The organism is Spongiibacter tropicus DSM 19543 (assembly GCF_000420325.1).
GTDB classification, from domain to species: domain Bacteria; phylum Pseudomonadota; class Gammaproteobacteria; order Pseudomonadales; family Spongiibacteraceae; genus Spongiibacter; species Spongiibacter tropicus.
The window spans coordinates 281467-302278 of record NZ_ATUS01000002.1 but is presented as its reverse complement, the minus strand read 5'-3'; the positions used below and the strand labels follow the sequence as shown (position 1 = coordinate 302278).

Below are 20812 nucleotides of genomic sequence, written 5' to 3'. Positions count from 1 at the left end.
CTCGTTGCGCGCGACTTCCCCTGCGCCAGCGAGCCCCTTCTTGCCGTGGCTTAGATCACGCCCAATGCGGTCATCGCATCGGCAACGCGCAGGAAACCGGCGATATTGGCGCCCAGCATATAGTTATGTTCGCAGCCGAACTCGGCGGCGGTTTCATAACAGTTGCGATGGATATCAACCATAATCTCTTCAAGGCGTCGCTCGGTGTAGTCGAAGCTCCATGAGTCGCGAATGGCATTCTGCTGCATTTCCAGCCCGGAGGTCGCCACGCCACCGGCATTCGCTGCTTTGCCGGGCGCATAAATCAGATTGGCCTCCTGCAGTAGCTGAATCGCTTCCGGTGTTGAGGGCATATTGGCGCCTTCAATCACCGCCATACAGCCGTTTTCGATCAGTGTCTTGGCGTCTTTGCCGTTCAGCTCATTCTGTGTCGCACAAGGCATGGCGATGTCGCAGGGGATGCTCCAGATATCGCCGTTTTCCACGTAACGGGCGTCTTTGTGGTATTCGGTATAAGCGCTGATACGGCGGCGCTCTTTCTGTTTAATCTGCTTCAATATTTCAAGATCAATGCCGCGCTCGTGGATAATGATACCGCCAGAGTCTGAGCAGGCGATGACCTTGGCCCCTTTTTCATGGGCTTTTTCAATCGCGTATGTCGCCACATTGCCAGAGCCGGATACCACCAGGGTTTTACCATCCAGACTGTCGTTGCGGGTCTTCAGGACCTCTTCGGTGAAGAAGACGACACCGTAGCCCGTGGCTTCGGTCCGGGCGCGACTGCCTCCCCAACCCAGGCCTTTGCCGGTGAGTACGCCCGACTCGTAACGGTTGGTAATGCGTTTGTATTGGCCGAACAGGTAACCGATTTCCCGACTGCCCACGCCGATGTCTCCGGCGGGCACATCGGTGTTCTCGCCAATGTGGCGATACAGCTCGGTCATCAGGCTTTGACAGAAACGCATGATTTCGTCGTCGGAGCGGCCTTTGGGATTAAAGTCGCTGCCGCCTTTGCCGCCGCCGATGGGCAGGCCGGTCAAGGCGTTCTTGAAAATCTGCTCAAAGCCGAGAAATTTGACGATACCCAGGTACACTGAGGGGTGGAAACGCATACCGCCTTTGTAGGGGCCCAAAGCGCTGTTGAACTCAACCCGGAATGCGCGGTTGATATGAATCTCGCCATTGTCGTCCTGCCAGGGAACGCGAAAGATGATCTGACGCTCCGGCTCGCAAATACGCTGGATAATTTTCTTGTCGGCAAACTCGGGGTATTTACCCACCACTGGCCCGAGGGTTTCCAGGACTTCCAATACCGCCTGGTGGAATTCGGTTTCGCCGGGGTTGCGGTGCAATACGTCTTGATAGATAAGGTTGAGCTTGTCGTCCAGCCGGGTAGTCATTGCGTATCCTTTGCTTACATAAGGTCGGTCTGCGGAGAGGACGATCCGCAGAAATAAGCGCGTATTTCAGCATAGAACGGCAAGTGCTGCACCAATATTGTGCTTTTTCATGACGCCTTCGCTGAGTGGTGCGGGAATGTTATCGACGCTTTATGACGGCAACGCTGAGGTGTTTGCGGCGTTTTAGGATAAAATATGGCATGACTTTAAATACTGAATACCTTCAAGCTTGAACATTGTAATCGTCGATGACCATCTGCTGTTTGCCGACGCGCTGGCGCTGACACTGGCGGCGCGGATTCCGGGCTGCAAGGTGACGCAGTACGGTGCCCCTCAGCAGCTGCTGGCCGCTGGCGATGCGCTGGCCTCCGCAGAACTGCTGATAGTGGATGTGGCGATGCCGGAACTGGATGGGCTGTCACTGCTGCGTATTCTCGGCAGCGCGCTGAAACGGCTGCGTGTAATTCTCTGCTCCGGTGCCTTGGATGCCGCTACCGTAGAGAAGGCGCAGTATCTGGATATCGACGGCTTTGTCGACAAGGGGGAGGCAGTGGAAACCTTTGTGGCAGCGGTGTCGGGGGTGATGGCCGGCCAGCCATTTTTTTCCGATTCTTATCGCCTGCTGGCCGAGCAGGCTGCGCCTTTGCCGCTTAAGCTGAGCCGTCAGCAGGCGGCCATCCTGGCGCTGCTCCAGCAGGGGCAGAGCAACAAGGAAATTGCGCGCTCACTGGATATCAGCCTGAATACCGTTAAAACGCATATGCGACTGCTGTTCGACAAGCTGGACGTACCCAACCGCACGGCGTGTTTGGAAAAGGCGCGCGGCCTCGGCCTGATTTGAGGCCAGACAGATCGCTTATCGACCCGATAGCTCAAGAAGGGTGCGCTTCAGGGTGTCGGCATCAATAGGCTTCAACAGCGTGGCATTGGCGTCGATAAGGCTGGCTTGCCGGGCGTCGCTCATGCCGCTCAGCAATACCCGTGGAATATCTTTGCTGTAAAGTTTGGCAAGTGCCTGGAAGACATGCAGGGCGGTATGTCCTTCACCCAGTTGCCCGTCGCAGAGAATCACGTCGGGAATCATGGTGTCCCGCCGTGACAGGTCCGTGAAGGCGTCGCTGAGTCTGTTGTAGGCGTAGACATCGGCGCCCCATTCCACCAGTACTTCTGAGAGCGATTCGGTAATACGGACATCGTCATCCACCACCACGATGCGCAGCGTGCAATGCGCGGGTAGTTCGGGTTCGGGAGCCTGCTGGTCGGCTGAGAGGGGACGACCTGCCGGCAGGCTGAGGCGAAAACAGCTACCTCTGCCGAGCTGTGAGGAAAGCTCCAGCGATGCTCCGCTCAGCGAGCAAAGACGTTTAACAATCGATAAGCCCAGCCCCAAGCCATTCTCCAGCGCGCGATGCGCATTATCCACTTGTATAAATTCATCGAAAACATCGTCATGGCGCTGCGGGTCAATGCCAATGCCGGTATCGGTGACCGAGAGTTGTACCTGGCCATTCAGTTGCCGGGCATTCAAGCGGACTTCACCGCGCTCGGTATATTTGATCGCATTGCTCAGGAGGTTACGCAGAATCTGGGTAACCAGCAGTGGGTCCGCGTAGAGCCGGAGTCCAGGCTCGATATCACTGTGTAAGCGAAGTCCTTTCTCTCTGGCCTGGGGCAGGCTCTCGTTTATCAACTTATCCACGCAGTCGTCGAGACAGAAGTCGCGTGGGTGCGCGGTAAAGCTGCCGCTTTGCAGGTGCGACAGCATTAGCAACTGGTCAAGCAGTTCGCTACCGGAATGGAGAGCCGACAGCAGTTTGCGGCTGATCTGATGACTGGCCTCGTCGTGTTGATCGCGAATCAGCGAGGCATAGAGCGTCGCAGCCTGCAGGGGTTGGCGGAGGTCGTGACTGATTGCGGCGAGGAAGCGATTTTTGCTGCGGTTGGCCCGTTCGGCGTCGCGGTGGGCCAGCTCGGCCTCAATACGCAGGCGAATATTGTTCAGCTGTGCTTTATGGATGTAGAGACTGAACAGGCTCAGCGAGGCCAGGGTTATCAGCGGGATAAATCGGATCAGCCAGGCTTGCTCGCCATGGTAGTGGTTCAGGTACACCGTTAACGACAGAAATACCGGCCCGATAAAACTGAGAAAAATATCCGGGTACACCCCCATCGAAACCGAGGGCGTCGAACTGACAAGCGTGACGATGAGCAGGAAAACGAGAATCTGCTCGGTATTCGCCTGGGTGAAAAACAGGAACGGTGCCATACACCACAGACTGCTCCACAACAGCGCCATGGCGATATTGATGGCATGCCATTTTACGGTGAGCTGGCTCTCGCGCTGGCGGTGCCGGTTGTAATACGCCACTGTCAGCAGGCTGACGGTGGAAATACTCAGGATATAGCCTGACCAGAGGGCTATTTGGGTCTTGCTCAATGCGGGATAGAACGGCAGTAGTACCGCGAGCGCAATCGCCGCGGATACGACCATGCGCGACCCCACCTCGGCCATAAAAAGATTGTGGCGTTCCTGAGTAATGCGGCTTTGCAGCACGCTGTTGCCGTTAGCAGTCATGAGGTAGGAGCTTGGTCTCGGTGGCGAAGAAACTCGATAACACGTTGTACCGCGTTCGCTATTCTCCTGACTTCGCCCATCAGAGTGAAGTTTTAAATTTGCTGTCCTGATTAAATTTAGTCCCACAAATATGCGCAGGCAAATGACTGTATAGAGGTAGGGACGAGCGATGACTTACAAAGGTTTTTCACGGGCGGCATTGTCAGCCGCGATACTGACTTTGGCCGCCTGTGGCGGCGGGAGCGGCGGTGGTGGCGGCACGACCAGTGTGCCGGAGGGCACGCCGGGCAGCGTGGAGCGCCTGATCTTTCCAGTGGTTAGCGCCTCTAATCGCAGCTTATTTGATATGTACACCACCGATGGCAGCGCTGAGGGCACGGGCTTGCTGAAGGACTTCAATGAAGGGCAGCCGGCTATACAACAATTTAACGGCCGAAACCCGATACTTTTTGATGATGGAAAGTTCTATTTTAGTGCCCAATCCCCCAACGAGGGGCGTGAGCTGCGGGTCAGTGACGGCACCGAGGCCGGCACATCAGTGCTGGTGGATATCGAAGGCAGTAGCGGTCCGCTGGATTTGCAGTGGATGGATGGCAAGCTGGCGTTCAGCGCGGGTACAACGGGCTCCGCTCGGGAGTTTTTTGTTTACGATCTCGACGCGGAAACGCTGACAGAGATTGATGTGGGTGGCGTGGCCTCAATAAACATTCAAGGCATGCAAACGGTCGGCAACTCAATCTTTATCCTTGGCCGAGGGGTAACATCAGATAGCCGTAATGTTCCTGCGCTGTATGTGAGCGATGGCAGCCAGGAAGGTACGCAGCTGGTGTTTGTTGAAGGTGAGCCGGTTGGTGGTGTGGCCGTAAAGCAACCGACCGAATCGCTGGCGGTGCAGCGCGCTGAAGCGCCAGCAAATACGCCCTATGTGCTGGCAGACGGCGATTACTACCCCACGAATATTCAGCCGCATAGCCTGACCAGCTTTGCCGGGCGGCTGTTCTTTTTGGCCAACAATGACCCCAACAACCAAAGCTCGTTGCTACTGTACAGCGTGGCGGAAGACGGCAGTGATGTGCGCCGCGAGCTGGGTGAGGATGTGACCTTCGTTCAGAATTTAACGGTGGTGGGCGATACGCTGTACTTCTATGCTGACCGCAGGATCAATGCCGCTAACTTCACCCGCCATGTCTATGCCTATGACGGCACCACACTGCATGAGAGTGGTGACTTCCCCGAGGAGCTGTTTACCTCGAATTTTTACTCCACTTCGCTGGGTTTGTTCATAGTGACCAGCAACAATGTGTATCGCACCACGCTGGAGGACGGTGAGTTCAGCTTCAAGAATATGCACCCGGGCGACACCATGACGACCTATGTTGGCGTGAAATCCCGGACGCAGTTTGGCGAGTTGTTCACCGAAGTGGACGGCACCATTTACTTTGTAGCCGAGACGATTATCGCCGGCCAGCCTGCGGGTGATGAGCTGTGGAAAACTGACGGTACGCCAGAGGGTACTGTGTTTGCGCTGGAAACCAACGACCTGACCAGTGGCGATACTATCTCCTCATCGCCGCGCTCCTTGCTGACACGCTATGCAGACGTGGCACTGGTAAGCGGCGAGGTAGCGGGCAAGCTGCTGTTCTCCGCCTACGACAATTCGCCCACTCCCAAGCTCCATGCCTATATCAGCGATGGCACGGCCGAGGGCACCGTGAAGCTTATGGAGCTTCCCAATCAAGTCTATCGCAGCCCCTGAGCCGCCTGAATGATGATGTGGTGGCCAGGTAGGGAGGCGCCGCCAGCAAGGACTGCAAATGGCAGGGATGCCAGCAAGGATGCAACTGTTTGATCGTTGCCAGGGAAAGCGAGCCTTCAGGCTCGCTTTTTTCGTTTTAGACTTTGGTCGAGGTCAGGGAAACTTCGCCACAAGGAAATCGTCATAGCCTTACCATTCACAGTTGCCGCCCATAGTGACGCACTCATAGGGTGGCGAGGAGGAACTATGCATACAGTGAAAGCAATGAAGGTGAGTATTGCCGCCGTGGTGACCGTGTTGGCAGCGTCTTGGGCCAGTGCGGATCTGCCTCCGAAGAATGCCAAACCGCTTTCCGAGGTCGCCAAAGCGATAGAAGCGAAGGGCTACACGCTTTCGGAAGTGTCGATGGACAATGGTGTTTGGGAAGTTGAGGCCTACAAAGGCAGCGAGGAGCGCGAGCTGAAGGTGCACGCGGAAACCCTCGAAGTACTCTCTGACCGGCCCGATCACTAAGTTGCTTCTTCTTAGCGAATCACTGACCGCCCGCCATCCAATGGCGGGCGTGAGGACGCATTTCGATTTTCTGTATCGCCCGTGAAAGCGGGCCGCTTCAGGCGATAATGGGCGTGGCCGCCAGGCCGGCAATGATTTCGGTGAACAACAGGCGCGGCGATTCATCACTCTGACCTTTCTGTGCGGCATCCAGCCGCCCGGCCAGTTGCAGCAGCTGTCCCAGCGAGTCGGCGCTGTGCTGGCTTAAGCAGCGTTTGTACAGGCCTTTGCGCTTGTCCCATACCCGGGCGTTGTCGAGCACCCGTTCAATGCCGTTTCCCTGTTCGATTGCTACCGCACACTGGTAGAGGTTGCGCAGCTCGCGGCTGATCGCGCCCAGCATGGGAATTTCCTCGCTGCCCTCGGCGACCAGGCCGTTGTACATTTGCAGGGCGTGACCGGCATTGCCCGCCAGTGCGGCGTCGATCAGTTTGAAAATGTCGTAGCGGGCGCTGCTGGCGACAGCGGCGGCGACCACCTCGGTACTCAGCGGTTTGTCGCCGATCAGCACATGCAGCTTTTCAATTTCCTGAGCGGCAGCCAGCAGGTTGCCTTCAACGCGGTCGGCAAGCAATTCGGCCACCTCGCGGTCGGCCTGCATGCCGCGGTCGCGCAGGCGCTGGGCGATCCACGGGCCAAGCTGACGACGCTCTATCGGCCAGATTTGCATCACTGCGCCGAGTTTGTCGATGGCTTTGACCCATTTGGCACTCATACTGCGGCTGTCGAGACGGCCGCAACTAATCAGCAGAATATTGCTGCCGTCTGCCTGCTCCAGATACTGTTGCAGTGCCGCGGAGCTTTTCTGATCCATGCGGGCGCCGCCAAGTCGTAATTCGATGAGTTTGCGATCGGCGAACAGCGACATCGACTGTCCCGCCTCAAGCAGGGCGTTCCAGTCAAAACCGCGTTCGGCTTCCAGCACATCGCGTTCAAGGATGTTCTGGTCACGGCAGTGCTGGCGAATGGTGTCGGCGCATTCCTGTTGAATCAGCAGTTCGTCACCCGAGAGCAGGTAGACGGGCAGCAAGCCCTTGGCGAGTTGCCCCTCAAGTTGCTCAGGGCGCAGGCGCATTGACGCTATCCTGATCCAGCAGTCGCGACCAGTATTCCAGTTGCTGGGCGAGCCGGATGCTCAGTTGCTCGCGCATTTCGGCGCGCACAATACTGGACTCGGTTTCTTCGCCCACGGGGTTGTCTGGGTCGTTCACTACCAGTCGGCGTTGTTCCAGCATAGTGGGGCCGCGCAGCAGTTGACCTTTGGCGTTATACAGCGTGAGTTGCGCGCGCTCGTACAGGGCGTACTCGGCATCGCGGGCTTCGCGATCCAGGGCAATGCTGCGCTTGTCGTTGCGAAGCAGTTCAACCTGCGCGATGAGCTTGGCGTCGCCGCGTTCACGGGTCACGCTCACCTGATTGATTTGCAGTTGGCGACGCAGGGCCTGCTGCAATTCCTGGCTGCTGCGGTTGCCCTCGATCATTACCGGCTGCAGCGAGTCGGCAATGCCCGTGCTGCCACGCAGTGCAAAGCCACAGGCGCTGAGCAGCAGGCTCAGCGCGGCGAGGGCAGCGATGTAACGGCGTTTAGTTGGCAACGATATTCACCAGTTTTTTGGGCACGACAATTTCCTTGCGAATGGTCAGACCATCGAGGAAGCGTTGCACATTTTCCTGTGATTTGGCCAGCGCTTTGATGGCGTCAGCATCGGCGTCGGCGGGCACGTCCATTTTGGCGCGCACCTTGCCGTTGACCTGCACCACCATCTCGATACTGTCGCGCACCAGCGCGCTGTCATCCACCTGTGGCCACGGCGCATCGATGATGGCATCGCTGTAGCCGAGCTGCTGCCACAGCTCGTGGCTGATATGCGGCACAATCGGCGCCAGCAGGGCGACGGCGGCCTCCAGGGCTTCGCGCTCTACAGCCAGACATTGTTCGCTCTGGCGTTCGAAGCGCGACAGCTCGTTGACCAGTTCCATCACCGCGGCAATGGCGGTATTGAAGGTCTGGCGGCGACCGTAGTCATCGCTGACCTTGGCGATGGTTTCGTGGGTCTTGCGACGCAGGGCCTTTTGCTCTCCGGTCAGGGCGCTGCTGTTCAGTGCCGGAGCGGCGCCCGCTTCCAGATGGCTGGCGGTCAGTTTCCACAGGCGGCGCAGGAAGCGGTTGGCGCCTTCCACGGCACTGTCCGACCACTCCAGGCTCTGTTCCGGCGGCGCCGCAAACATGATAAACAGGCGCACGGTATCGGCGCCGTACTGCTCGATCAGGGCCTGCGGGTCCACGGTGTTGCCTTTGGACTTTGACATTTTCGCGCCGTCTTTCAGCACCATGCCCTGACAGAGCAGGCGCTCAAAGGGTTCGTCACTGTTCACCAGCCCTTCGTCGCGCATCAGCTTGTGGAAGAAACGCGCGTACAGCAGGTGAAGAATGGCGTGCTCAATGCCGCCGACATATTGATCCACCGGCAGCCAGTAGTTGGCTCGCGCGGGGTCCAGCATGCCGTCTTCGTAGTCTGGGCAGGTGAAGCGGGCGTAGTACCAGCTCGACTCCATAAAGGTATCGAAGGTGTCGGTCTCGCGCTCTACCGCCTCGCCGTTGAGGCTGTCTTTGCGCCACTCGGGATCGGCCTTGATCGGCGACTGCACGCCGTCCATTTCCACATCTTCGGGTAACAGAATCGGCAGCTTGTCGGCGGGCACGGCAATCTCGCCACCGTCGGGCAGGTTGAACACCGGAATCGGCGCGCCCCAGTAGCGCTGGCGGGAAACCCCCCAGTCGCGCAGGCGGTAATTGGTGGTGACGCGGCCCTTGTTGAGGCCTTCCAGCTTGGCGGCGATGGCGTCGAAAGCCGCGTCAAAATCGAGGCCGTCGAACTCGCCGGAATTGATCAGCGGGCCTTTCTCGGTAAAGGCTTCCGCGTTCACATCCACGTCGCCAGATTCGATCACCTGCTGAATTGGCAACTGGTATTTCTGGGCAAATTCAAAGTCGCGCTGGTCGTGGGCAGGCACGGCCATCACCGCGCCGGTGCCGTAATCCATCAGCACATAGTTGGCAATCCACACCGGCACGGGCTCGCCGGTAATCGGGTGCAGGGCAGTGATGCCGGTGGCCATGCCCTTTTTCTCCATGGTGGCCATATCGGCCTCGGCCACAGAGCTGTGGCGGCAGTCGTCGATAAACGCCGCCAGCTCGGGGTTGTTCTCGGCCAGCGCCAGGCTGATCGGGTGCTCCGCAGCCAGACTGACGTAGCTGACGCCCATCAGGGTGTCGGGGCGGGTGGTGTAGACCTCAAAGTGGTCGATGCCTGCCACGCCGTCGGCCAGGTCGAAGCGCATTTGCACGCCCTGTGAGCGACCGATCCAGTTGCGCTGCATGGTACGCACCTGCTCGGGCCAGCCGTCGAGCTGATCGAGGTCGGCCAGCAGTTGGTCGGCGTAGTCGGTGATTTTGATAAACCACTGGGGGATTTCCCGCCGTTCCACCTGGGTGTCGCAGCGCCAGCAGCAGCCGTCGATGACTTGCTCGTTGGCCAGCACGGTTTCGTCGTGGGGGCACCAGTTCACCGCCGAGGTCTTTTTATAGACCAGGCCTTTTTCGTAGAGGCGGGTGAAGAACCACTGTTCCCAACGGTAGTAGTCGGGCTTGCAGGTGGCCAGTTCGCGGTTCCAGTCGTAGGCAAAGCCCAGTTGCTGGAGTTGGCCGCGCATGTAGTCGATGTTTTCCACGGTCCACTTGGCGGGCGCGGTGTTGTTTTTCACCGCCGCGTTCTCGGCGGGCAGGCCGAAGGCATCCCAGCCCATGGGCTGCAGAACATTTTTGCCCAGCATGCGCTGATAACGGGAGATCACATCGGCAATGCTGTAGTTGCGAACGTGCCCCATGTGCAGCTTGCCACTGGGGTAGGGGAACATGGCCAGGCAGTAGTATTTCTCGCGGCTCTCGTCCTCGACAGCGGTGAAGCTGCCCTGCTCCTGCCAGTACTGCTGGACGCGGGCTTCAATATCGCGGGGTGTATAGTGGTGATCCATTGGCGATGCGGTCTCTGCACGTTCATTGAGAAAGCCGGGCATTTTAACAGCTTGTCGCCGCGCCGCCCATGCGATTTGCGGGGAATCAGCGGCGGCGACGGATCGCAATGGCGGCGAGAAGAGCACAGGCGATAATTACCGGGGTGGATCCCCAGCGGCTGAAAGGCGTGTGACCTGCGCGACCATGCAGTTCGCCGATCAGGTTGTCCTTGGTAAAAGAGGGAATACGTTTCACCATATTGCCACGGTGGTCGACGATGGCGGTAATGCCGGTGCTGGTTACGCGCAGCAGTTCACGGCCGTTTTCCAGCGCGCGCATCTGTGCCATCTGCATGTGCTGGGCAGGGCCGATGGAATTGCCAAACCAGGCGTCATTACTCACGGTGAGCAGGACATCGGCGTCGGCGGTACTGCGAGCGATCAGATCGGGGTAGACAATTTCGTAGCAGATGGACGGTGCGAAATTCCAGCCTGCTGCGGTCAGTGGAGCCTGATTCGGGCCGCCGCGACTGAAGCTGGACATGGGCAAATCGAAGAAGCCGATCAGGCCGCGAATATAGCTTGCCAGCGGCACGTACTCACCAAAGGGCACCAGTCGCTGCTTGTGATAAATACCCTCGCCACCGGCAATCACCATCAGCGAGTTGTACATGTCGTCGTCAAACTTGGTGGGCACGCCGGTAATGAGTGCGGTGTTGTTTTCCGTCGCGCGTTCGCGAACATAGTCAAAAAACGGTTCCGCGTTGCGATAGAGAGCGGGGATGGCAGCTTCAGGCCAGACCACGATATCGACGTCATCCCACAGCGCTTCGGAGCTGAGGTCGTAGAGTTCCAGCGTGGCCCAGTACTGGCTGTAGGCCCACTTTTTGTCTTGGGTGATGTTGGACTGTATGGCCCCAATACGCAGGGCGGGCTTATCTTCGGGCTGTGTCCACTCTACTCGCTGCAATGAGGCGCCCAGCCCAAGCAGGGCGACGCAGCCCAGTAGCGGTAGTGCCGAGCGACCGCGCTGGCCGCGCGGTGCCAGGACAATGGCTGCCAGAGCCGCACCGCTCAGTGCTACCCAGAAGGTCAAACCGTATATGCCCAGCACCGGGGCCCAGCCGGCCAACGGGCTGTGCAGGTGGCCGTAGCCCAGATAGAGCCAGGGGAAGCCGGTCATAAACCAGCCGCGCAGCCACTCAAACAGCACCCAGCCGGCGGCAAAACCGAGCAGACGGCCGCTGCGACCGTCGCGCAGCCAGCATGAATAGCTGTAGCCGAAGAGGCCCGCGATCAGGCCGATGCCGATGCAAAAGGCTGCGGTCATCAGCGCTGACAGGGGCGCGGAGGTGTCGCCGTACACGTACATAGCGACAAAAATCCAGGAGACACCCGTCAGAAAGCTGCCGCTGCCAAATAACCAGCCTCGAAAGAATCCTTCCTTGGGTGAGCTGTCATCCAGTGCCCAGGCCAGGATGGCCATGCACAGGATGCCTATTGGCCAAATATTAAAAGGGGCGAGAGACAGTGGCACGAGTGCCCCGCCCAGCGCGGCAATTATCCGCTTCATCCTGTTGTGGCTCCGAGTGGTCAGCAAGGATCGCTGTGCTGCGACTGCGCGCTAGTGTAACGGCGCGCTGTGACGGCTGCCAGCGCGCATTAGCAGACTATTCCTCGGCGGGTTCGTTCAGGCGGGCTTCCTTGGGGGCTGTCCGTGGCACTGGGACACTGTCGGTGGCGATCAGGTACTCCGGTCGCGGTGTTTTATCTGGGTAGCGGTCGCTGAGCGGCTCCGGTACGCCGCGCTCATCGATCAAGTAGACATGTTTGCGTTGCAGAGAGCGAGCTTCTCGTACGCCGCAGGAGTGGGCAATCACGCCGACTTCATGCATCAGGTTCTTCGCGTAGTTGGCCACTCGCTTGGCTTTGTCTTCGGGGACCAGGCCGCGCTGAAGCTCCGGATTGTGCGTGGTGATGCCGGTGGGGCAGGTGTTTTTGTTGCACTGCAGCGCTTGAATGCAGCCGAGCGCGAACATAAAGCCGCGCGCGCTGACAATAAAATCGGCCCCGACACACAGCGCCCAGGCGGCTTCGGCGGGGTTGATCATTTTGCCGGAGGCGATCACCTTAACGCGCTCTCGCAGGTGGTATTCATTCAGTTTGTCGACCACCAGTGGCAGGCTGCGGCGCAGTGGCAGGCCGACGTAATCCATCAGGCTTTGCGGCGCGGCGCCGGTGCCGCCGTCAGCGCTGTCGATGGTGATGAAGTCCGGCGCGTACTCCAAACCGCGGCGGTGGACCGCCTCGCCCAGCTCATCCAGCCATTCGCTGAAGCCCAGCACCATTTTAAAACCGACCGGTTTTCCCGTAATTCGCCGTATCCGCATCAGGTTATCGAGCAGCTCGTCAACGCTGCGAATATCGGGGTGCCCATTGGGGCTGATCGAATCCTGTCCAACCGGAATGCCGCGAATTTTCGATACTTCTTCGGTGACTTTGCCGCCGGGCAAAATGCCGCCTTTACCGGGTTTGGCGCCCTGGCTGAGTTTAAGCTCGAACATGCGCACCTGCGGGTGGGCGGCGATATCGCGCAGTCGCTCCTCGCTGATGTGACCGTGGTCATCGCGCACGCCGTACTTGGCGGTACCTATCTGAAAAACGATGTCGCAGCCCGCTTCCAGGTGGTAAGGGGACAACCCACCTTCACCGGTATTCATCCAAATGCCCGCTTCTTTGGCGCCTGCCGCCAACGCACGAATGGCCGGTTTGGATATGGCGCCAAAGCTCATGCCAGAGATATTGAAAATGGCGGAGCTGGCAAACGGCTTATCGCAGAAGCCCTCGCCGATACACACGCTGTGGGTGGGGGCCGCGTCCTGACTCAAGGTCGGGAACAGGCAGTTCATAAACAGGACTTCGTTGGGGTGGTTCAAGGATCGTGTCGAGCCGAAGGCAATGGTGTTGTCGAGATTTTTGGCCGCTCGATACACCCAGGAACGCTGGGCGCGGTTAAACGGCAGTTCCTCGCGGTCCATGGCGAAAAAATACTGGCGGAAGAATTCGCCGAGATGCTCGAACAGGTAGCGAAAGCGGCCGATCAGTGGGTAGTTACGGCGAATGGCGTGCTGGGTTTGCGTGACATCGCGATAGTACAGCCACACGAGGTAGAGCAGGCCTACACCCACCACAAAGACCAGTAGCAGAGCGCTGTAACTGATGATGCTGTGGGCCAGATTATTCAGTGCTTCGAGCGTGCTGCTGGCAGACATAAAACTCCCCTCGACGTTGCCTATCCGCCCATTGTAGACCTTGGCGGTGAGGGGAGTTCAAGTTTTTAGCTTTCCGGCAGTTGTCGCATGCGCAGCAGGTGAATCTGCCGGTGGTCGGCATTGACGACCTTGAACTCAAAGCGGTCCAGTTGTGCCACTTCGTTGCGGCTGGGCAGGTGTCCGAAAGACTGTAGCAGCAGGCCGCCGATAGTATCGAACTCGTCGTGATTCAGCGCCGCCCCGAAGTGCTCGTTAAAGTCTTCGATGGGGGTGAGCGCTTTGACGACATAGTCGTTGTCGGCGATCTTGCGAATGGGCAGATCGTCTTCTTCATCGTACTCATCTTCGATGTCGCCGACGATTTGCTCGAGGATATCTTCAATGGTGATCAGCCCGGCGGCGCCGCCGTATTCGTCAATCACGACGGCCATATGGTTGCGTTTTTCGCGGAAGTCCCGCAGCAGCACATTCAGGCGTTTGCTTTCCGGAACCAGAGTGGCCGGGCGCAGAATGGCGCGCAGGTCGATGTCGTCGGTGTTGCCGGTTTTCCACAGCAGTGGCAGCAAGTCCTTGGACAGCAGAATCCCCAATACCTCGTCGAGGCTGTCGCCAATAACCGGGTAGCGGGAGTGGCCCGTTTCAATAATGACCGGCAGCAGTTCGCTCAATGGCTGATCGGCCTTGAGTACCACCATTTGGGGACGAGGGATCATGATCTCACGGGCCTGCATTTCGCTGATATGCATGGCACCTTCTACGATGCTGGTGGCATCGTCGTCGATCACTTCGTTCTGACGGGCTACTGCGAGAAGTTCAAGCAGGTCTTCACGGGTTTTCGGTTCTGAGGAAAAAGCATGGGCAATTTTTTCGATCCAGGATTTATCACCCGGATCGCTGCTAGATCGGTCTTCGCTCATGATTTTGTGTGCTGTCCTCGCATGTGGCGGTCGTGCCGGATCAATAGGGATTGTCTATGCCGAGCTGCCCGAGCAGGGCAATCTCCAGCGCTTCCATGACCTCGGCCTCGCCATCATCAATATGGTCAAAACCGAGCAGGTGGAGTGTACCGTGAATTATCATATGCGCCCAGTGGTCGTGAGGCGCCTTGTGCTGTTCCTCGGCCTCGCGCTCAACGACTTGCCGACATACGACCAAGTCGCCCAGCAGGGGCAATTCCAGTTCGGGAGGCAGGTCGGCGGGAAATGACAATACGTTGGTGGGCTTGTCCTTGCCGCGGTAGTTGCGGTTCAGGGTCTGACTCTCGGCCTCATCCACCAGGCGGATGCTGAGTTCCGCGTCGTTGCGACGTCCCCGTAACGCGGCTTCTGCCCAGCTTTGTAGCTGCGCCTGCGAAGGTAAGCCCGGTGCCGGGTCGCAGGCAATTTGCAGGTCGAGTTCCAGAGTCAGGTCAGCGCTGGGGGGCATCTTCAAAGGCCGCGTAGGCTTCGACAATTTTCTGTACCAACGGGTGGCGCACTACGTCTTTGGCCTGGAAGTTAGTCATGCTGATGCCTTCGACATCGCCCAGTACCGTCATCACATGCGTGAGTCCGCTGGGGGTGCCGCGTGGCAGGTCGATCTGCGTTGCATCGCCGGTAATAACGGCGGTGGAGCCAAAGCCGATACGGGTGAGGAACATTTTCATCTGCTCCCGAGTCGTGTTTTGCGCCTCGTCGAGAATAATGAAAGAGTCATTCAGAGTGCGGCCCCGCATATACGCCAGTGGCGCAATTTCGATGACATTGCGTTCAATCAGCTTGGTCACCGTATCGTTGCCGAGCATTTCGTACAGGGCGTCGTAGAGTGGGCGCAGGTAAGGGTCGATTTTCTGCGCGAGATCGCCGGGCAGGAAGCCCAACTTCTCGCCCGCTTCCACTGCCGGGCGAACCAGCAGAATACGCTGGATATCGTGTGCCAGCAGTGCCTCAACGGCACAGGCCACCGCCAGATAGGTCTTGCCGGTCCCCGCTGGGCCAATACCGAAGTTCACGTCGTGCTGACGAATCGCGCGCACATAGTTCTGTTGATTGCCGCCACGGGGTTTGATGCTGCCCTTCTTGGTGCGGATCACCACTGGCTCGCTGGGCGAAGACAGCTCTTCAAGGTGTGACTTCTGCATGCGCAGATGAATTGCCTCGGGGTTGAGAGTGGTGCCTGAGGTGCTCTCTCGGTAAAGATGTTTCAGCAGCTGCACTGCTTCTTCCACGGCACTGTCGTCGCCGCTGACCTGAAAGGTGTTGGCGCGCGCGGCAATATGCACATGCAGCCGCTGTTCTATCAGTTTCAGGTGCTCGTCGAGATGGCCGCAGAGGGCGGCCAGGTGCTGGCTGTCGCTGGGCTCGAGAGTAAGTACGCGTTGTGTTGCCTGTGCTGTCAATGTGACTCCGCTTGCCGCCGCAGCGGCCTGATCAGGGGATATAACGGGAAGAATACGCCGATTTTAGCTGCTCGGAAATCCGCGCTTTACACCGGGCTCAGTGAACCAGCTCGCCGCGCAGTGAGTTCGGCAGTGCTTCAGTAATGAGAACGTCGACAAAGTTTCCGATAAGAGATTGATTCGTCGACGAAAAATTCACCACTCGGTTATTCTCAGTACGACCTTGCAGTTGCCCCGGATCTTTCTTGGACACACCGCCTACCAGAATACGTTGGGTGCTGCCGACCATTTGTCGGCTGATCTGGTTGGCCTGTTGCAGAATGCGATGCTGCAGGCGTTGCAGGCGCTCTTTCTTCACGGCGTCCGGGGTGTCGTCGTCCAACTGGGCAGCGGGCGTACCGGGGCGGGCGCTGTATATAAAGCTGAAGCTGTGATCGAAGCCGATATCGGCGATCAGTTTCATGGTGTCGTTGAAATCGTCTTCGGTTTCACCGGGAAAGCCGATGATGAAATCGGACGACAGGCTGATGTTCGGGCGGATGGCTCGCAGTTTGGCGATTTTTGCCCGGTATTCCTCGGCAACGTGGCCCCGCTTCATCGCGGCCAGAATACGGTCGCTGCCGCTCTGCACTGGCAGGTGCAGGTGATCGACCAGTTCGGGAATGTCGCGATAGGCCTCAATCAGGGCATCGCTGAATTCAACCGGGTGTGAGGTGGTGTAGCGAATGCGCTCGATACCGGGTACCTGAGCGACAAAACTCAGCAGTTCGGCGAAGTCGACTATTTCGCCCTCGTGATTTTCGCCGCGATAGGCGTTTACGTTCTGTCCGAGCAGATTGACTTCGCGCACGCCCTTGGCAGCGAGTTGGGCGACTTCGGCAATGACATCGTCAAAGGGGCGGCTGACTTCTTCGCCGCGTGTGTAGGGCACCACGCAGAACGTACAGTATTTGGAGCAGCCTTCCATAATCGACACAAAAGCGCTGGGGCCATCCACACTGGGTTCGGGCAGGCTGTCGAATTTTTCGATTTCCGGGAAGGTGACATCCACGACTACCGGGCCGTCCGGCTTGCGCTGGTTCAGCATGTCCGGTACGCGGTGCAGCGTCTGAGGCCCGAAAATCACGTCGACGTAGGGCGCACGCTTGCCGATGTCTGAGCCTTCCTGACTGGCGACACAGCCGCCGACACCAATAATCAGCTCCGGGTTGCTTTCCTTGAGCTGTTTCCAGCGGCCGAGTTGGTGAAAGACCTTCTCTTGCGCTTTTTCCCGAATAGAGCAGGTATTGAGCAGCAGAACGTCGGCTTCTTCGGGGTTGTCAGTGGGTTCCAGGCCGTGACTGACCCCCAGCAGGTCCTGAATACGCGCGGAGTCGTACTCATTCATCTGGCAACCGTGGGTTTTGATGTACAGCTTCTTGGTCTTTTCAGTCATGGTTCGGCGACGGGCGCTGGAAAATGGGCCGACATTATAGCGGTCTTGCTGCCTAAATCCCAATCAGTTCGGTGCCTGTGGGCGAATTATGGTATTATCCGCCGCCCCGCGGGCGATGGCCCGGCGCGGGACATTTACCGCCCAATTGAGAACTGCCCAAGTGATGCCCAAGACCCCGATTTACAAGGTGATCTTTCACAACAACAACCAGGTCTACGAGCTGTATGCCCGCGCGATTTATCAGAGCGATATGTACGGTTTTATCGAGGTGGAGGAGTTTGTATTCGGCGAGCCTGGGCAGATTGTGGTCAACCCCGGCGAAGAAAAGCTGAAAAATGAATTCAGCGGAGTGATTCGCAGTTACCTTCCTATGCATTCGGTGATTCGCATCGATGAAGTGGAAAAAGAAGGGGCCGGGAAAATTCTGGAGTCTGAGGGCGGCAGTAATGTACGTCACTTCCCTATGCCCGGTAGCCGTCCATCGCCGAGTACCGATTAAGGCTCGCGTCATGAGAGGCGATGCTGGTCGGTGAGTAACGTCGACAAAATAAAAAGGGGCCACTGGGCCCCTTTTTTTTATGCGCTTTGCTTGGGTTCAGCCCAGTCGCTGGCGCACGGAGGCGAGCTTTACACACGTCACGAAGACTTGCATGGCGCGATCGATTTCCTCCAGCGTAGGAACGCTGGGCGCAAGGCGGATGTTGCGGTCCTGCGGGTCTTTGCCGTAGGGGAAGGTCGCCCCTGCAGGGGTCAGTTTTACGCCGGCATCGGCCGCCATGGCCACCACTTGCTTGGCGAGGCCGGGCAGGGTGTCGACGGCGATGAAATAGCCGCCCTCGGGCGCCGTCCAGCTCAGCAGGCCACTGTCGCCAATACCCTCGTTGAGATGCTTCAGCACAATATCAAAGCGCGGTTTGAGGACAGCCGCGTGTTCGCGCATATGTGCGGCCAGGCCGTTGCTGTCTTGCAGCAGACGTACATGGCGGAGCTGGTTGATTTTGTCGGGACCAATCTGCGTCATCCCCAAGTGGTGTTTGAATGCTTTCAGATTGGCGGCAGACATACCGACAAAGGCAACGCCAGCACCCGCGTAGGTGATTTTAGAGGTGGAGCCGAACAGATAGACGCTGTTTTCGGTGCCCGCCTTGCGGCAGGCGTCCATCAGATTAGCCAGCTCCGGAGCACTGTCGCTGAGGCTGTGCACGGCGTAGGCGTTATCCCAGAATACGCGGAAGTTGTCGCCTGCGACCTTGCCAAGCTCTGCAATGCGCTTGACGACATCATCGCTGTACACAATCCCGGTCGGGTTGCTGAAGCGGGGTACGCACCAGATACCTTTGATACTGGCGTCGGCTTTTACCAGCGCTTCGACTTCGTCCATATCCGGGCCATTGTCGTTCATGCTGACCGGGATCATTTCAATGCCGAGGTGTTCGCAAACAGCAAAGTGGCGGTCGTAGCCGGGCACCGGGCAAAGGAATTTCACCGTTTGTCCGCCATCGCTCCACGCTTTGCCCAGATCGCCAAAGCCCATATGGTTGGCGAACATTGCAGCGAAGTACATCAGGGTCAGACTGCTGTTGCCGCCAATCAGAATTTCGTCGGTAGAGACGCCCAGTACCGGGGCAAACAGGCGCTTGCACTCGGCAATGCCGTCCAGGCCGCCATAGTTGCGCAGGTCGGTATTGGTTTCGTTGCTCAGGTCGTGCCCGAGCACGTCGAGAATCGCGTCGGACAGGCTGAGCTGTTCGCTGCTGGGCTTGCCGCGTGTCAGGTCGAGATTGAGCCCGGCGGCTTTAAATTCTTCATACTGCGCGCTGAGGGCGCTTTCCCATTCGCGGAGTTGTTCCGTAGAGGCTTGGTCGAGTTGCAAGATCGTCACCTTAAATGCGCTTGTGCGTTGGCTGTGTCGTCGCGCGGTGCTGTGAATACCGCAGTCGCTAAGTATAACTGCTTTGTGAAGCGGCAGTAAGATGGGGTCAGTGGCGATCGCCCTGGCCGCTGATGCCGGACAGGCCTGAGGCGATCAGGCGGAGCTGGTGCAGTTCATCGATCAGTGTGCGGGCGCTGCTGTCGTCGACATTGACGCGCTTCAAGCCATCGAGCAGGCGCTGTTCGATATCGCTGCCCATGGCTTTGGCGCGGCGCATCAAGGCCCATTCCCGGTGAGGTTTGATATACCAGAGAATATCGTCGACAAGCCCGAGGTTGCGGCGCAGCGCGTCACTGTTACTGCCATTGCGCAGCCAGTGATAGAGCAAAATACTGGTCATGGGACCATAAAGCAGGTTGTCGACACTGGCTGGCAGATTGACGCCATGGGTCTTCTGGTCGATCAGCGTATGCACTTTTCGGCGCAGACGGGTCACCCGCCGCTTGCCGGCTTCAAGATGCAGCCGCCGACGGTCATTGAGCTTGGCACTCTGCACCAGCTGCTGACAGCAGTGATCGACATCGGCCTGCTGCGCGGTAAACGCCTCACTGTTCAGTTCGCTGTTTCGCAGCTTGCGAACAATACGGTGCAGGGCGCTCTCGAACTCCTCTTGTAGCAAGGGGTCGGCCTGTTGCCAGCGAAGGCTGCCCGATACCAGTTGTTGGCTGAGTTGGCGCGCGGGGTGCAGCGGATTGAGGAACAGGCGCCGCTCTTGTAATGCAACACCGCTGACCAATGTTTGCAGGGTATTCAGTGACGCCAGCATACGCGGTGGGAATTGTTGCTGACGGTTCAGTCGGCAGCGGGTGAAGATTGCTGCTGCCTCGCGTAGCAGCTGCTGATCGCTAAGCGTTTCCTGGCTGCGGCTGGCGGGCGCGCCACTGTGCCGGGAGCGCAGGCGTGCAAGACGTGCCTCATTCAGGGCGCGTTGCTGGGCAGTTAAATTCTGTTGATTGAGTTGGCGCTCGATATGGGCGATCCAGCCGTCCAATCCGCCACTTTGTTCATCGCCACTATCGGGCAGTTGATTGAGCAGGCTGTCGTAGAGTTGCTGAATTTCCCGCATTACCAAAACGTTGAACAAGGTCAGGCTTTGGCTGAGGTGCTGACTGTCGATTTTCAACGGGTCAGTCAGTTGTTGGAAGCCCGCGAGAATCGACATGGGTGAGATCGCTCGGCACAGACGACTGGCACGCTCACTGAGCTGAGGATTTTGCTGTTGATCACAGCGCTGCATCAACAGGTCAAGCTTGGGGTGGTAGCCGGGGATATAGGGTGTGGCACCATTGATTTTTTGCTGCAGTTGCCGGGTAAACTGCCGGTAGGCCTCGTCCTGACCGCTGCGGATGCGCTGTTGCTGGTTGAGTAGCGCTTGCTGCTCGCTATCGTCTCGACTGTCCAGAGCGCGGCGATGAAAGTTGTCTTGCAGGCGTTCGAGGAAACGATACAGATGGTCGTCAAACCACGCATTGGTCAGTGAGACCAACGTCGCTGTCAA

17 protein-coding genes are annotated in these 20812 nt (G+C 58.3%); 4 read left to right on the top strand and 13 right to left on the bottom strand.

What is annotated here, in order from left to right:
• Positions 1-50: 50 nt before the first annotated feature.
• Positions 51-1400 carry an NADP-specific glutamate dehydrogenase gene (gdhA, locus tag G411_RS0113070; protein WP_022959667.1) on the bottom strand — a complete coding sequence of 450 codons (1350 nt, stop codon included), beginning with the start codon at positions 1398-1400 and terminating at the stop codon, positions 51-53.
• A 229-nt stretch (positions 1401-1629) separates the two neighbouring features.
• Between gdhA and G411_RS0113065 the strand changes: the two genes are divergently transcribed.
• On the top strand, positions 1630-2241 hold the full coding sequence (locus G411_RS0113065) for a response regulator transcription factor (protein WP_022959666.1): 612 nt from the start codon (positions 1630-1632) through the stop codon (positions 2239-2241).
• A 15-nt stretch (positions 2242-2256) separates the two neighbouring features.
• Here the strand turns inward: G411_RS0113065 and G411_RS0113060 are convergent, their stop codons facing one another.
• Complete coding sequence (locus G411_RS0113060; RefSeq protein WP_022959665.1) at positions 2257-3975, bottom strand: ATP-binding response regulator; 1719 nt, start codon at positions 3973-3975, stop codon at positions 2257-2259.
• 169 nt (positions 3976-4144) lie between these two features.
• On the opposite strand from G411_RS0113060, the gene G411_RS0113055 reads away from it, so the two are divergent.
• Entirely contained in the window at positions 4145-5731 is a 1587-nt protein-coding gene (locus G411_RS0113055; protein WP_022959664.1) for a hypothetical protein, read from the top strand.
• 246 nt (positions 5732-5977) lie between these two features.
• Positions 5978-6244, top strand: coding sequence for a PepSY domain-containing protein (locus G411_RS0113050; protein WP_022959663.1), 267 nt, complete (start codon positions 5978-5980; stop codon positions 6242-6244).
• Between the two features lie 97 nt (positions 6245-6341).
• Here the strand turns inward: G411_RS0113050 and holA are convergent, their stop codons facing one another.
• The 9 genes from holA to miaB form a co-directional block, all read right to left on the bottom strand.
• Positions 6342-7358 (bottom strand): DNA polymerase III subunit delta, encoded by a 1017-nt coding sequence (gene holA / locus G411_RS0113045; protein WP_022959662.1) that lies wholly within the window; start codon positions 7356-7358, stop codon positions 6342-6344.
• Positions 7342-7878, bottom strand: a complete 537-nt coding sequence (locus G411_RS0113040; RefSeq protein WP_022959661.1) for an LPS-assembly lipoprotein LptE — start codon at positions 7876-7878, stop codon at positions 7342-7344. Before G411_RS0113040 ends, holA begins: the two co-directional genes overlap by 17 nt.
• A complete protein-coding gene (gene leuS, locus G411_RS0113035) occupies positions 7868-10318 on the bottom strand; it encodes a leucine--tRNA ligase (RefSeq protein ID WP_028968425.1) in 2451 nt (816 codons plus the stop codon). Before leuS ends, G411_RS0113040 begins: the two co-directional genes overlap by 11 nt.
• An 85-nt stretch (positions 10319-10403) precedes the next feature.
• On the bottom strand, positions 10404-11870 hold the full coding sequence (gene lnt / locus G411_RS0113030) for an apolipoprotein N-acyltransferase (RefSeq protein WP_022959659.1): 1467 nt from the start codon (positions 11868-11870) through the stop codon (positions 10404-10406).
• A 97-nt stretch (positions 11871-11967) separates the two neighbouring features.
• Positions 11968-13569 (bottom strand): FMN-binding glutamate synthase family protein, encoded by a 1602-nt coding sequence (locus G411_RS20415; protein ID WP_022959658.1) that lies wholly within the window; start codon positions 13567-13569, stop codon positions 11968-11970.
• A gap of 65 nt (positions 13570-13634) precedes the next feature.
• On the bottom strand, positions 13635-14486 hold the full coding sequence (locus G411_RS0113020; RefSeq protein WP_022959657.1) for a CorC family transporter: 852 nt from the start codon (positions 14484-14486) through the stop codon (positions 13635-13637).
• A gap of 40 nt (positions 14487-14526) precedes the next feature.
• Positions 14527-14994, bottom strand: a complete 468-nt coding sequence (ybeY, locus tag G411_RS0113015; protein WP_022959656.1) for an rRNA maturation RNase YbeY — start codon at positions 14992-14994, stop codon at positions 14527-14529.
• On the bottom strand, positions 14978-15946 hold the full coding sequence (locus tag G411_RS20410) for a PhoH family protein (RefSeq protein WP_022959655.1): 969 nt from the start codon (positions 15944-15946) through the stop codon (positions 14978-14980). Before G411_RS20410 ends, ybeY begins: the two co-directional genes overlap by 17 nt.
• A 97-nt stretch (positions 15947-16043) precedes the next feature.
• Positions 16044-17381 (bottom strand): tRNA (N6-isopentenyl adenosine(37)-C2)-methylthiotransferase MiaB, encoded by a 1338-nt coding sequence (gene miaB, locus G411_RS0113005; RefSeq protein WP_022959654.1) that lies wholly within the window; start codon positions 17379-17381, stop codon positions 16044-16046.
• A gap of 163 nt (positions 17382-17544) precedes the next feature.
• Here miaB and G411_RS0113000 point away from each other — a divergent pair, with 163 nt between their 5' ends.
• Positions 17545-17880, top strand: coding sequence for a DUF1820 family protein (locus tag G411_RS0113000; RefSeq protein ID WP_211218349.1), 336 nt, complete (start codon positions 17545-17547; stop codon positions 17878-17880).
• A 96-nt stretch (positions 17881-17976) separates the two neighbouring features.
• Here G411_RS0113000 and G411_RS0112995 read toward each other — a convergent pair whose 3' ends face one another.
• Positions 17977-19254 carry an aspartate aminotransferase type Ic gene (locus G411_RS0112995; RefSeq protein ID WP_022959652.1) on the bottom strand — a complete coding sequence of 426 codons (1278 nt, stop codon included), beginning with the start codon at positions 19252-19254 and terminating at the stop codon, positions 17977-17979.
• A gap of 106 nt (positions 19255-19360) precedes the next feature.
• The gene (locus G411_RS0112990) at positions 19361-20812 is read right to left on the bottom strand and encodes a DUF1631 family protein (protein WP_169530690.1); all 1452 of its coding nucleotides are present in this window, start codon (positions 20810-20812) and stop codon (positions 19361-19363) included.

Bases quoted from the DNA above. Each gene is read 5' to 3' on its own strand.
- gdhA (WP_022959667.1), bottom strand. From the start codon at position 1,400: ATGACTACCCGGCTGGACGACAAGCTCAACCTTATCTATCAAGACGTA.
- G411_RS0113060 (WP_022959665.1), bottom strand. From the start codon at position 3,975: ATGACTGCTAACGGCAACAGCGTGCTGCAAAGCCGCATTACTCAGGAA.
- G411_RS0113055 (WP_022959664.1), top strand. From the start codon at position 4,145: ATGACTTACAAAGGTTTTTCACGGGCGGCATTGTCAGCCGCGATACTG.
- G411_RS0113050 (WP_022959663.1), top strand. From the start codon at position 5,978: ATGCATACAGTGAAAGCAATGAAGGTGAGTATTGCCGCCGTGGTGACC.
- holA (WP_022959662.1), bottom strand. From the start codon at position 7,358: ATGCGCCTGCGCCCTGAGCAACTTGAGGGGCAACTCGCCAAGGGCTTG.
- leuS (WP_028968425.1), bottom strand. From the start codon at position 10,318: ATGGATCACCACTATACACCCCGCGATATTGAAGCCCGCGTCCAGCAG.
- lnt (WP_022959659.1), bottom strand. From the start codon at position 11,870: ATGAAGCGGATAATTGCCGCGCTGGGCGGGGCACTCGTGCCACTGTCT.
- G411_RS20415 (WP_022959658.1), bottom strand. From the start codon at position 13,569: ATGTCTGCCAGCAGCACGCTCGAAGCACTGAATAATCTGGCCCACAGC.
- G411_RS0113020 (WP_022959657.1), bottom strand. From the start codon at position 14,486: ATGAGCGAAGACCGATCTAGCAGCGATCCGGGTGATAAATCCTGGATC.
- ybeY (WP_022959656.1), bottom strand. From the start codon at position 14,994: ATGCCCCCCAGCGCTGACCTGACTCTGGAACTCGACCTGCAAATTGCC.
- miaB (WP_022959654.1), bottom strand. From the start codon at position 17,381: ATGACTGAAAAGACCAAGAAGCTGTACATCAAAACCCACGGTTGCCAG.
- G411_RS0113000 (WP_211218349.1), top strand. From the start codon at position 17,545: ATGCCCAAGACCCCGATTTACAAGGTGATCTTTCACAACAACAACCAG.